This is a genomic window from Bradyrhizobium sp. HKCCYLS2038, assembly GCF_051167655.1.
Taxonomy (GTDB): Bacteria; Pseudomonadota; Alphaproteobacteria; order Rhizobiales; family Xanthobacteraceae; genus Bradyrhizobium.
The window spans coordinates 509,532-522,482 of sequence record NZ_JBNPTM010000006.1 but is presented as its reverse complement, the minus strand read 5'-3'; the positions used below and the strand labels follow the sequence as shown (position 1 = coordinate 522,482).

9 protein-coding genes are annotated in these 12,951 nt (G+C 58.2%); 2 read left to right on the top strand and 7 right to left on the bottom strand.

The genetic code is table 11. From position 1 onward, the window contains the following. The first annotated feature begins 489 nt into the window (after positions 1 to 489). Positions 490 to 1,620 carry an alpha/beta hydrolase gene (locus tag ACQR1I_RS27480; RefSeq protein ID WP_434869139.1) on the top strand — a complete coding sequence of 377 codons (1,131 nt, stop codon included), beginning with the start codon at positions 490 to 492 and terminating at the stop codon, positions 1,618 to 1,620. 707 nt (positions 1,621 to 2,327) lie between these two features. Here ACQR1I_RS27480 and ACQR1I_RS27475 read toward each other — a convergent pair. From ACQR1I_RS27475 to ACQR1I_RS27460, 4 genes are all read right to left on the bottom strand, one after another. Then, the gene (locus tag ACQR1I_RS27475) at positions 2,328 to 3,053 is read right to left on the bottom strand and encodes a response regulator transcription factor (RefSeq protein WP_434869140.1); all 726 of its coding nucleotides are present in this window, start codon (positions 3,051 to 3,053) and stop codon (positions 2,328 to 2,330) included. A gap of 226 nt (positions 3,054 to 3,279) precedes the next feature. Then, positions 3,280 to 3,483 (bottom strand): hypothetical protein, encoded by a 204-nt coding sequence (locus ACQR1I_RS27470; protein ID WP_434869141.1) that lies wholly within the window; start codon positions 3,481 to 3,483, stop codon positions 3,280 to 3,282. An 89-nt stretch (positions 3,484 to 3,572) separates the two neighbouring features. Continuing rightward, entirely contained in the window at positions 3,573 to 3,764 is a 192-nt protein-coding gene (locus tag ACQR1I_RS27465) for a hypothetical protein (protein ID WP_434869142.1), read from the bottom strand. Positions 3,765 to 4,282: 518 nt separating this feature from the next. Beyond that, positions 4,283 to 6,805, bottom strand: coding sequence for a PAS domain S-box protein (locus ACQR1I_RS27460; protein ID WP_434888851.1), 2,523 nt, complete (start codon positions 6,803 to 6,805; stop codon positions 4,283 to 4,285). A gap of 639 nt (positions 6,806 to 7,444) precedes the next feature. Here ACQR1I_RS27460 and ACQR1I_RS27455 point away from each other — a divergent pair. After that, on the top strand, positions 7,445 to 8,284 hold the full coding sequence (locus ACQR1I_RS27455) for a LuxR C-terminal-related transcriptional regulator (RefSeq protein WP_434869144.1): 840 nt from the start codon (positions 7,445 to 7,447) through the stop codon (positions 8,282 to 8,284). A 66-nt stretch (positions 8,285 to 8,350) separates the two neighbouring features. Here the strand turns inward: ACQR1I_RS27455 and glmS are convergent, their stop codons facing one another. The 3 genes from glmS to ACQR1I_RS27440 all read right to left on the bottom strand — a co-directional run bounded on the left by glmS (position 8,351) and on the right by ACQR1I_RS27440 (position 12,835). Further along, the gene (gene glmS, locus ACQR1I_RS27450; RefSeq protein WP_434869145.1) at positions 8,351 to 10,177 is read right to left on the bottom strand and encodes a glutamine--fructose-6-phosphate transaminase (isomerizing); all 1,827 of its coding nucleotides are present in this window, start codon (positions 10,175 to 10,177) and stop codon (positions 8,351 to 8,353) included. 64 nt (positions 10,178 to 10,241) lie between these two features. Beyond that, positions 10,242 to 11,075: a Crp/Fnr family transcriptional regulator gene (locus tag ACQR1I_RS27445; RefSeq protein WP_434869146.1), complete on the bottom strand. Its 834-nt coding sequence runs from the start codon at positions 11,073 to 11,075 to the stop codon at positions 10,242 to 10,244. A 359-nt stretch (positions 11,076 to 11,434) separates the two neighbouring features. Then, positions 11,435 to 12,835, bottom strand: a complete 1,401-nt coding sequence (locus ACQR1I_RS27440) for a polysaccharide biosynthesis/export family protein (RefSeq protein ID WP_434869147.1) — start codon at positions 12,833 to 12,835, stop codon at positions 11,435 to 11,437. Between the last annotated feature and the right edge of the window lie 116 nt (positions 12,836 to 12,951).

The following is a 12,951-nucleotide window of genomic DNA, read 5'->3' as shown; positions in this document are numbered from 1 at the left end:
CGCTTCATTCGTGCGAATTGCGCGCCAATGCACGCCATGCAATTGGTAAGACGATGGTCTGCAAGGCGATCGTGCGCTCCATGATGGCGAGTCTTGTTCTTATCATGTGCGTCTCGGCCGCGCAGGCGGCGCACAAGGCGCGAAGAGAATCGAGCCCGAACGTCCCGACCGAGTCACCGCGTAGTCTCCCGAGATCTCACGTCGGTGATGTCGGGCCGGCGGGAATTAACAACGGGACCATCACATATTGGGAGGCTCAAGCGCGATGGAGGGAGCCAAGTCCGTCAGGAGCTGGCGGTCCATATTCGCCCTACGGATATCGAAGCTGGGATGACTATGCAGCAAGAAACGAAATTGTCTGCAGACCAGGCACTCTGTATCGAGGCGAAGACGGACTGCAGCATCCGTGCCAGTAATCAACGTCGTCGAGCGCGACCGGCAAGGTGGTCCTACGCTGCCTTGCCGTGCTCTACAATGTAAAGCTCAGTTGTGAACTGCGAATTCCTCTCGAGCCTGACCGGAGAGTTCAATGAAGCAGGCCAAAGGCTTGGTCGTGTGACGGCGTTGGATGGGGCCCTCTGGAGCTTCAGTCTGCTCGACCGATCACGCCGCATGCAGGGGGATCTGCTGGACCTTCTTGGTTTCGGACCGAGGGAGACACCCTATCGCGTTCAGCTCGCCGGCTCGCACTGGATCCTCAGGGACTATGGTCGTGGCGATCAAATGCAGTCGGTGTTCATCGTCGCTGCGCCAATCAAGCGTCCCTATATCTGGGACTTGTTGCCAGTCGTGAGCGCCATTCGGCGATGTCAAGAAGCAGGCCTCCACGTCTACCTGTTGGAGTGGATGCCAGCATCTGCTGAAACGGCCAATGTTGGCTTGGCTGAGTATGTACGGGCGATCGAAGCTGCACTGGCTGCTGTCGAGCGGGGACCAGAGCAACCGAGGCCGATCCTCATGGGGCACTCGCTCGGAGGTACGCTGGCGACGATATTTGCGGCCAAGGAGCGACCCGCGATCGCCGGGCTGGTCCTGCTCGGTGTGCCGCTGTGTTTCGGGAGCAGCTCGTTTCGCGACGCGCTGGTGAAGCTCGTGCCAGAGCATGTGCCGAAGTTCCATCCCTTTCCCGGGTCGATGCTGTCCCAGGCGAGTGCTCTCATATCGCCCTATGCGTTCGTCTGGTCTCGCTTGTTGGCTGCCGGAGTCTCCGGTGGTGACCCGTTCGTGGTTGACATTCAAGCGCGCATCGAACGTTGGGCGCTCGATGAGGTCGCTCTGCCCGGAAGGCTGGTGAGCGAGGTCGTTGAGTTGCTATACAAGCGGGATTGCTTCCGTCGCGGGGTCATGCAGATCGGTGCATCGATCATAGGGCCGGAACGGATCTCAGCGCCGGCGCTCGCGATCGCCAATGCCGCAGATCCTGTTGCGCCGTTGAGTTCGGTGAGCCCTATCAGGGACGTGCTCGGCGCTGGAAGATTTCAGATCATCGTCTATCCTGGAGAGCCTGGCGTTGGCCTGCAGCATCTCGGCATTCTCGTCGGGCGGCGGGCGCATGACCAAGTGTGGCCGAAAATCATAGAATGGATCAGCCGTCGAGCCGCGATGGATAGACCCGGTTAGCAAGAGAAGTGGGACAGTTGAGGGGGCGAGGAGATCGATCAATCAAATGACCCCGCGCCCCGCCGTCGATGAAATCAGTCGATCGGTGAGAGGCTCTGAGTCTGTCGTGCCGGCGGTGTTACGGGTTTGTCTCGCAGAGGTGCGAAGACGGTGAAGGGCTGGCGATTGCTAAAAACTGGTCGGCTGCGAGCGCCAGAGCAGGTGCCGTATTAACGGCCGCAGTGCAAATCACGGAGAGGATTATGGCGGCAATCTCCCATGGCGGACGTGCCCGAACTTACTGAGCGCGCTCTCGTGATGATCTGAGCGCCGATCGCAAGGCTGATTGGGTCGTCCGCATCTACTCGTACAAAAATCCACACTTCAGATGTACAGTGTAGTCTTAAAATCCTTCATTGTTGAACCACGATTTGTTTACGGCTTGATGGCGAGTGCGCAAGAGTGCAGGGATCGATTGTCAGAGTTGATCGTTCCGGATGGCAGCTGGGTGGTTCAATGATGAAGATACTCTGGCAAGCGACCTTCTCCGAGAGGCCGTCATCGGAGATGTGTCAGTCGGCTCGCGCGTTGGCATCACGCCGTTGGCCGGGCCGAAATTATCAGGAAGGACTGGGAATGTCATCGGACATGGCTATTATCCGAAAAGTCTGCGCATTGTTCTCGACGGATCGAAATCGCCGATCACGCTGCACTTCACCTATGTCGAGCTATTGAGACAAGAGCGGCCCTGAAGGACCCAGCAAGCGGACGTCTCCCGTGAAGACATATCCGACGCCGCGTACACTTTTGATGAGGCGAGGCTCGTCAGCCGAAGTCTCCAGCTTCCGCCGAAGGCGCGCAATGTGGCCATCGATTGTCCGGTCGAGAGGAGACCATTCGTGCCCCAACAGCGCATTGGAGATTTCATCTCGAGATAAGACCCGGCCAGCATTGCTAGCGAGACACTGAAGGAGACGAAATTCGATATCAGTCAATCCGACCACGCCCCCGCCAAACGAGCGCAACTCGCGCTTGGTCGGATCGATGACGCATCCATCAAATACGATCTTTTGTGAATGCTCTGAGCTAGGGATCGAAGAGTAGCGTCGGAGAACATTGCGAATGCGTAGGACGACCTCCCGGATGTGAAAGGGCTTCGTGATATAATCGTCGGCTCCATGTTCAAGTCCGGCAATACGATCCCAAAGCGCATCGCGTGCGGTAACCATGACGATAGGGATGTTTTGCTTGTTTCGAATCAGGCGAGCTGCCTCAAGCCCGTCTTCGCGCCCTAGACCGAGGTCAAGGGTAACCAGATCGATCGCGTGATCCTCAAGGCATTGCAGTGCAGAAGCGAGATCAGCTGCTTCTTCAACGACAATATCGTCTCGTTCCAGTGCTTCGCGAAGAACGGCACGTACCTCGGACTCGTCATCTACAACAAGGATGTGCATAATTGTAAACGATCTGGGGTTGTCGAGTACCGGAACAGTCTATCCGGAAGCTGTAGAGTTGAGAAATGTTTTTGTGGCTGGAACAGGCTGGTCCATATGCCAAGTCGGCGGTTCGGCTGGGCGGCAATTCGTGCCGCGCGACGGGGCACGCGCAACTGGCTTACTGGCTTAAGGAGGCTTCAAGGACCGGCCTGCCAGGCGCAGCTGAGCGCCTAACAGGAGCAAGTCAGGTACGGCTCAGCTTCTCGATTTCGTGCTGAATGGCATCCGCGCGTATGGCGAGCTTGTCAAAATCGGATGCCGCAACCGTAAGACGTCGCCGCTGCGAGTCGTACTCGTCAGCCTTGGCACGAAGTTCGCGTGCCCGCTCTCGCCAATAGTCTCCATCGTAGGCCTGAGCAGGGGTTATCGGGATGTCATGTTCTTTCATGGCAGGTCATCCAAGACAGGTGATCGGGTCACGAGATGAAGGAGAAAGTGGACGACTTTGGACGCGACATGCCGGCTCAATCGAGAGCGTCACTCCCTCCCGCTTGACCCTCTATCGGCAGAGAGCTTGCGTCGCGCGAGATCGCGCTCGATGCTGTCGGGAAGCTTTTCGATTTCCAGCGCAAGCAGCTTGGCGATGGTGTCGCGTTTGGTGGGATTCTTCTCCGTTACAAGCTCGTCATTGAACAAGGCGATGTTTTTCAGAACGACGAAGTCGATCACTACGGCTGCTCCCTCATCGAATGTGAACGACGGCCGGCTTGCACGGGTGGTCACGGGATTGATCGTGCCGCTCTGAACTTCAGCGGTTGAGCGTGACCTCACGTAGACCCGGCACGAAGGGCAAGGCGCTCGTACTCAACAGTGACCTTGATGAGCCTGTCATGGAGACGAGGATCTGTGGCCCCGAGAGCCTTTTCGCGTGCGTTATGTGCGCGCTGCAACCAATGGGCGCTATCGTAATGACTAGAGTAGGGTGAATCGGCGGACCGTCTGGCGACGTCTTTGTCGGATGACAGTTGCTGCATCGTACTCCTCACGCACACTTATATTCACTACAGAGAATGAACCCCCAGGTTGAAAACTGTTACAAATGGCTCCTTTCGATGCCAGAATTAATTTGTACAGAAATATGATTGCGAGTACTGCGGGCATCTGCTGCCGTTTGCTTGACACGAACTTGTAAAGCAAAAGCGACAACTTCCGGACTTCGGTTCCGGGAGCTCAGGACGCAAAAGACACTAGGTGTCTACCACTGACCCGCGATCTTCGAAGGCGCCCCTCAGAGCCGTGGCGAGCTGCGAGCGGCTATAGGGCTTGTGCAGCACGGTCCATCTTGCATAGGCAGCTTCACCGGAGGAATCGCCCGCAAAGCCCGTCGTGAAAATGATCTTCAAACCGGGCCGTTCCGCTTCCGCCCAACGGGCGAGATCTACCCCGCCTTTGTCTCCCGGCATGAGAACGTCGCTGAAGATCAAATCGACCTTCAGGCCTGATTTCAGCAGGTCAATTGCCTCCGCGATCGAACGAGCTCCCTCTACGGCGTACCCAAGCGCTTCAATTCGCTGCAAGGTGATTTCCCGAAGCTGGTCCTCGTCTTCGACCACGAGAATGAGCTGCCCGTCTCCAAAGGGGAGCACGCCATCCTCAGGATCTGGCGCGATCGGAGGCTCCATGGTGCGCGGCAGATAGAAGCTCGCCGTCGTTCCATCATTCTCGCGGCTTTCAATGGAGAAGAAGCCGCCAGCTGATTGAGCGAACGTCTTCACCCCGTGAAGACCGAGGCCAATTCCCTTGCCGGCGCGTTTGGTCGTGAAGAAAGGCTCCGTTGCGCGCTCCAGAACATCCTTTCGCATGCCTATTCCATCGTCGATAATGGATACACAGACAAAGTCGCCGCTCGGTGCTTCTTGTGGGGTCGTATGACTCGTGTCTTCGATGGTCATGTTGCGCGTTCGAATGACGATGCTGCCCCCTTTGGGAAGGGCATCACGCGAGTTGGTAACGAGGTTGAGTACCGCACTGTCGATTTCACCGACGTCGGCGATTGACGTCCATACGTCCTGTGCAAGGTCGAGCGTGAGGCTGATCTGCGGTCCCAACGACCCTTGGAGCAGCAACGCCAGATCGCGCAGTCGATCGTTGACTCTCAGGGCGGCGAGCTGGCTTCCCTGCCGCCGGCTCATCGATAGCAGTCGACGATTGAACAGCGCACTCGACTCGCTTGCACGCATCGCCGAGCGAATGAGTCGTCGGAGTCGATCGTCGCTGATTTGCTGATCAAGCAACTCCAGATTGCCGGAAATGATTGCCAGCAGATTATTCGAGTCGTGTGCGATCAGGCCGGAAAGCTGACCTATCGCGGCCATGCTGCGGGCATCGGACAGTTCTCGTTCGACCCTCTTACCCTCTGTCAGATCCGTGATCAGGCCCCCAAAAAACCGATCGCCGCACTTGGACACCCATTCGGCGACCGCGAGATGCAATTCGACGGTCGACCCGTCCTTGTGGCGTCCCGTGACGGCCCGACCGTCCTGAGAAATCCTGCGTTTGCCGCTAATCTTATAATTCTGCAGATAACTATCATGACGCGCTGCGTGATCGGAGGGCATGAGCATCGAGACGTTCTGCCCGATCATTTCGCTCAGGTCGTAGCCGAACATCGAAGCCGTGGTGGCATTTGCGGACTGAATGATTCCTTTGTCGTCGATGATGACGATCGCCAGCGGAGCGCACTCGACGATCGCGCGATAACGCGCATCGCTGTCGGCGGCCCGCATTTCCATGTCTTTTCGGCTCGTGATGTCCGTCCCCGCGCCGAACCACTCAATGACGTGTCCGCTCTGGTCAAGCACAGGAATCGCCCTGGAAAACATCCATCCGAGATGCCCATCCGCACGTTTGACGCGGTGTTCGAGTTGAAAGGCGCCAGTCGTCTGGGTGGCCGCGTGGATCGCGGCCTGGACGGCCGGCTGATCTGCCTTTGGAATGTAGATATCCAACCAGTCGGCCATCGGACCCGGCGCGTCCTGCAGGAATCCGCCGCCGTCCAAGTGACGCATCTCAGCCCAATCGGGGCTCATCCGGTATGTTGCATCTGATGTCGACGTAACCAGTGCGCGGTAGCGGCTTTCGGTCTGATTCAGGGCTTGCAGAGCGTTGTGAGCCGGTGTGACGTCGGAAATCGTGATGACGATACCGTCAATCCGATGATCGCTTGTCAGGTACGGACGGATGCGAACAAGCGACCAGTTCGAATCATCTCCTTCCACTTCTCTCTCGATCGGAATCGAGTGCGTGAGCACGCCGCGTGCATCCGCGGCAAGATCGGGATATTTGAGCCGGCTGGTCAAATCCGTCAGTAGGCATCCTTCATATCCATCAGAGATATTGAAGTACTGGCGAACCTTCGGTGTAGCTTGCTTGATGTGCAGCAGAGGATCGAGAAACAGCGTCGCATCGCCAGTTGCCGCGATCAGGTTGTCGAGATCCGATTGATATCGAGCCAGAGCTTCCAGGCGAGACTTGAGTTCGAAATTGTGTGTATTCAATGTTTTGTTAGCAATCTGTAGCTCCTTCCGGCTTGCTTCGAGCTGCTGTGTGCGCCGTAAAAGGCGTTGGATCACGGCAGAGCGCTTTCGATCGAGAGCATCGCGACCAGCGCGAGCTCGAAGCAGTGCTCGCATCCGTTGGATCATCCGGTCCGACGATGTTTCAGCACCGTCGGAAGGCACAGCATCGCTGGCTTTAATCAAATCAACCATGGCTCGGAGCAATCCTGTCCGCGGCGATGCGCGAGGTGTATCCCGGTAAATGAGTAATGGATATTATTGCCGCCATACTCGGCGCCGAAATTAAGTATGTCATTTTTGAATAGGAGCAGGCTTGCCGCGATGTTCAACGGCCCATGTGGGATTGCAGGTAGATCACCAGCGATGGAGGCGGCTTGGACGTCCAGCCCGCAACAAGGGCTCGACGGGTACCCTGTATTCGATTGAGATGATCTCGAGCGAACGAGCCGAGTCGAGCAAAGCCACGCGTTTTGAGCGCCTACAAAATTGAACGCCAAAGACTCATTCGACTGAATCTGCGAGGCGGCTATTCAGGCGGCGGGGCGGCAATAATTCGCTTCGAATGTCGAGCAATTCGCCGTCCTCGGATGGTCACGTCCTCTTGCAGTGGAGGGGCGGGTTGTTGTTGGTCGCATTAGGTCCCGCCGATCTGGCCTTTGCGAGGCAAGTCAGCAAGGAGCGGCAGTCATAGCTCAAGGCGAAATGTTCCATGAGATGCACGTCATGGTGCATTGTAAAGTGGACGTGCACATAATTGTACAATTGAGGTCTTTTGTTAAAAGCGAGGAAAAAGTAGATATAAAATATAGTAAAATGAGTTGGGTTTGCGACATGCCGCGTCGTTTTGTTGCAACAGTTCTTATTGGTCCAAATGCGCTGCGTAGGGAAGGGACCTTGCTGGTGCTTGGCGATACTGAATTTCGGGTCGTCGCGCTTGCCTCGGATCTCGGAATGATAGCAAGTGCATCACTTGCGCAGTACGAGGAGCTTTTGTTTGTCGTCGACTGCGGAAGCGATATCAGCTCTATCGTTGAGAAGGTTGCCGCGATCAAAAGCGATTTGCCCGGGAGTCGCTTCGTCCTTCTCGCGGAATATTCGAGTTCTGAACTTGTGTTGGCGGCCTTCCGTGCTGGGGTGAATGCATATCTCGTGAATGTCCCAACCCGGGATGTCTTCATAAAAGCCCTCGAGCTCGTCATGCTTGGCGAGCCTATTCTTCCGGCTGAATTGCTGAATGACCTCGAGGCGTGGTCCGAGGCACTCTCCAAGACCCTGGGAGCAGCCACATCTGACGTGAGCGAAGCAGATCGCCGCGTAGATCCCTTTATTGAGGGCGCTCGTTCGCCTCTGTCGGAGCAGGAAAAGGCCATCCTGCGCTGTATCGCTCACGGCGCGTCGAACAAGCAAATCGCCCGAAAGCTGGGAATTGCCGAAGCAACGGTCAAAGTTCACGTCAAATCCATCCTTCGCAAGGTTGACGTGCAGAACCGTACCCAAGCTGCAATCTGGGCTATGAGCAGGATGGGATATAGAGCGCCCGTCGCAAGCGACGAAGTGCCGATCGCGCTCGAGGCGCCGGTGTCCGACGTCACCTGCCATCATGCGCATCGCAATGGCGAGGCGATACTGCGGACCGATGACCGTGAGATCATGCTGGTTCGCCCGAAGTGAGCAAAGCCCCGCGCGTTGTCATCAAGCATTTGTGCTCCTGCCGCCCCGGGTCTGCATCTTAGTGTATCACTCAACAGTTACGGATTTAGCGAGGTTCCGCGGTTGGTCGATGTCGGTCCCCCTATGGAGCGCCATATGATAGGCGAACAGTTGCAATGGGATCACGTAGACCAGCGGGACGATGAAAGGATCAAGCGTTGGCAGAACAATCTGTCTCCAAGGCGTGATCGAGGCTTCGTGGAGGCCCTCCTGATCGGTGATCAGGATCAGTCGTCCACCGCGGGCCGCGACCTCCTGCATGTTTGATGCGGTCTTCTTGATGACATGGTCGGATGGGGCAATGACGACAACGGGCATGGTGTCGTCCACCAACGCGATCGGGCCGTGCTTGAGCTCACCGGCAGCGTAACCTTCCGCATGAATGTAGGATAGTTCCTTCAACTTGAGGGCGCCTTCGAGTGCGAGAGGGTAGCTGACCCCACGGCCCAGGAAGAGCATATTGCGGGCGTCGCCGACGGAACGTACGAGAGACTCGACGTCACGTTCGACTTGAAGTGCCTGAAAGACCAGCCGAGGAACGTTGATCAGCGCCTGTACGAGCGTCTGTTGCTGGTCTTGCGCGAGGACGCCCCGTGCGCGGCCGGCGGCAATGGCCAGGCAGGCGAGGACGGCGAGCTGGCAAGTGAAGGCTTTCGTCGATGCGACCCCGATTTCCGGGCCGGCCAGCGTCGGAAGAACGACGTCGCTGTTTCGCGCGATCGATGACGTGGCGACATTGACAATCGATAGGATGTGTTGACCCTGCTCCCTGGCGTAGTGCAGCGAGGCCAACGTATCGGCGGTCTCGCCGGATTGTGAAACGAACAGAGCAGCGTCGCCGGGCCGCAATGGTGCCGCGCGATACCGAAACTCCGATGCAACATCGACGTCGACGGGCAGACGCGCATAGGTCTCAAACCAGTGCTTGGCGATCGAGGCGGCGTAAAAGGCCGTGCCGCAAGCCAGGATCGATAGCCTTGAGAGCTTCGTAAAGTCGAACGGGAGTTCGACCGGTAGCGAGACCTGGCAGCTCTCACGGTCGATATAATATTCGAGGGTGTGCGCAATGACCTCCGGCTGCTCGAAGAGCTCCTTCGCCATGAAGTGGCGGTAGCTGCCTTTGTCGACGAGCAGAGCCGATGCTGTCGAGCTGACCATCGGACGAGTCACGAGTCGGCCAGTTGCATCTAGAATTGTTGTGCCGGTACGGTTTGCAGCGACGAGGTCGCCATCCTCCAGATAGCTGATCGTCTGAGTCAGCGGTGCCAGAGCAATGGCGTCCGACGCCAGATAGGTCTCTGCCTTGCCGTGACCGACCACGAGTGGCGATCCTCGCCGGGCGCCGATCAGGAGATCCTGATCGTGGTCGAACAGGAAGACAAGTGCAAACGCGCCGCGCAATCGGGGCAACACGCGCGAAACGGCGTCGATGGGCGAGCGGCCGGATCTCAATTCCTGGCTGACCAGATGTGCGACGACCTCGGTATCGGTGTCGCTCTTGAAGATGATGCCGTCGTCCGTGAGCTGCCGGCGGAGCTCCTGAAAGTTCTCGATAATGCCGTTGTGGACCACGGCAACGACGTCGGTTGCGTGTGGGTGGGCATTCGCCTCGCTCGGGCGACCATGGGTTGCCCAACGGGTATGACCAATGCCGACGGCGCCATTCAGTCGCCCGTCGGCGAGACGGTCTTGCAGATGCCGCAACTTGCCTTCAGAACGAAGGCAGACCAGGCGACCGCTCTCGAGCGTTGCGATGCCGGCGGAATCGTAACCGCGATACTCGAGCCGCTGCAGGCAGTCGATCAGTCGATCGGCAACCGGAAAATTGCCCAGGATTCCGATGATCCCACACATGATTTATCTCCCATGCAACGGCAAAGTGATCGAACGCCGGAATTTCGCGACGAACCGAGTGGGCTTATGCTGATTTGAGAGAGTTCTCGTTCATCGCCTGGAATCTCGCTCGCGCCGCCGACCCTACGTGACCCCGGGACACAGGAGCGGACGCTATTTGCCGTGCCAATGGCGATTTCGTCCTGAGCCGGTCGAGATCGAGCAATAGAATGGTGTGGCGGCTCACGCGCTTGATGAGACCCAGGGTCGAAAACTTCACCATTGTGCGGCTCAGGGTGTCGCTGTTCATCACGAGATAGTTGGCGATGTCTGCGCGTGACATCGGAAGCCGGACGACGCCGCCGGCGCCCGGCTTGACGTTGTAGATGCAACTCATCGCAAGGAGGAACGAGGCGACGCGAGGCTCGATCTCCAGCCGCCCGGTCATGAGCTGGTGAAGATGCGATCGAAAGATCTGCTGTTGGCAGCGAGCAAACAGGAAGGACCAACAGCTCGATGGCAAAACGGCATCTTCGAGAAGGCTGATGTCGAATGCGACGAGCCGAGCGGACGTAATCGCGCGCGCCGATAGCCCTGATGCCGTTCGGACGATGGGAGCTGCCACGACGTCGCCGGCAACGAGGAAATCCAAGATCTGCAACCGGCTTGTCGTCGGTGCGGCATCCAGCGCGAGAAAGCCATCCAGGAGCACGATGATCTCATTCGCAGCAGAGAGGGAGAACCGTTGCTGAGGACGAAGCGTGATGGTGCGACCATAGCTCGCAAGCTGTTCAGGAATGCCGCCGTCGTCAGTCTGGATTGCAGGGCGAAGATCCGCTATCTGGGCGGAGGCGGGGCGATATGCGCTGCTATGAATGCTCTGTCGACCAATCGCGTGGGAAGCTGGCGTGACAGTCATGAGGCGGCCCCTCTCGTTAGAACTTGTCCGCGATAAGATTAAGAGCTTTCGGCTTATCTCGCTTGGGTGCAGAGGGATTAACCCGAAATAGCGCGGTGATGTAATGTGCCGCCAAGGTAGTATTCTGGCTCGTTGAGATCGGGACCGTCGGCTGGCGACCGAACGAGAGCGCCGTCCTACCAGGCGAGTCTCAAGAACCGACCAGCGCTGTCGCGCCACCCTGCCGGCAGCGTCCTGTGTGATCTCTGGGGCGTCCGCGCAGCGTCAAACGCCTCGGGCGCTCGCCGACCGTAGGAACAGGACGGAACGCACCAGCTTGCGCCGGTGCGTTCGCCGCCCATGAATCAACTCCGTCGATTTCAGCGGCTTGCGCTCTGTTGACCTATCGGTATGGCCCGGCTGCGGAATGATGTGGTCGCGCCGGGCGCCCGTTGAGCAGCTGTATTGGATTGCGATCCACCGACTTCGACTTTCAGTACATCTCCCGGCTTCAGCGCCGCGGTCTCGGTCGCGGGAATGGTGGCGGGACCTTCCGCTCCGGGTCGCACGATCTGATAACTCTGAGGGGCTTGTCCGCGGTGGGCAGCAAGGAGGATACCGATCGCTTCAGAAGAATTGAGGGAACCGCGCGCTTCCGCAATGTCCTGATCAACGGCCGCGATGCTTTTCGCGAGGGCCTCATCTTGATCAGCCGAAGACGCGGCCTTTTCCTGCTCGGCCTGTGCCAATCGGGTCGTCGCTTGTACCACTGCAACGACATATTCCTCGCGGCGGGCCTCGATATCGGCGAGTTCTGTACGTAGCGCAATGACGCTGTTATTGTTGACGATGCCGCGGTCCTTCAGCTTTTGCAGGTCATCTAGACGGTCAACCCGCATGTCCCGTTGCACGTCAGCTTGACTGAGCCGGCGTTTGAGCGCATCTAGCTCCTTACTTGCCGCGGCCACCTTGGCCGTGAGCGCCTGCTCTCGCTCCTGTCGCTTGGAAGACTCGACGCGCAAGAGAGTGTTCTCCATCGACAGAAAAGCCGTTATCCCAGAATCTCTATCGAGCTTGGCGAGGTGGAGCGGGAAAGGCACGGATGTGAGGCCATTGCGCTGCGCTTCAAGCCTGGCGCGACGCGCGAACAGCCGTTGGATCCGGTCCGACGTCGTCTGGAACCGCTCCATCTCGCGCACGCCGTCGATGGCACTCGACAGGCTGGTTTCGCCACGATCGAGGCCGCCAGCGAGCGCAACGGCCTGCAAGACGATCATGCCGGGCACATACTTGTAGGCTCCGGGGGCCTTGACCGGTCCGACCACATAGACCGGTGGCCGGTCGATGATGGCAATGCTGACGTCGGCGGTCCGCGTCGTGAACGTCGTCGCGAAGGTGGCGATCAAATCGTTACGGACGTCGTCGAGTGTCCGACCGGCAAGTCGGAACTTGCCAAGCAGCGGAATTGCAATGGAGCCGTCCTGATCGACCAGATACTCTCCACTCAAATCCATGCGCTGATAGAAGGTCCGCAACGTACTCATCGGCGGGACACGCTCGTCCGCCTTGCGGCTTCCGAGCTCGACTGATTCGAAGAACGAGATCTTGAGCTTGTCATCGACGCCGATTGTTGGTCCATGAGATGGGGAGGGCTCGGGCGCTGGTTCGGCCCTCACGGAGGCGGCTGCGGAGAGTGCTTGGCCACGAACGGGTCCGAGAGGCGAGCTTGTGATCGTCACGATGGCTGCGATCGCGGCGGCTTGAGCGAGTCTGGTGCGCATTGAAATATCTCCCCAGAACCAATGTGATGAAGCAGGGCCGGCGTACGATTTGCGTGCGTGCTCAGACCCATCTTGATACGACCCGCCAATCGGGGGCGCCAACGATAATCCCTGAC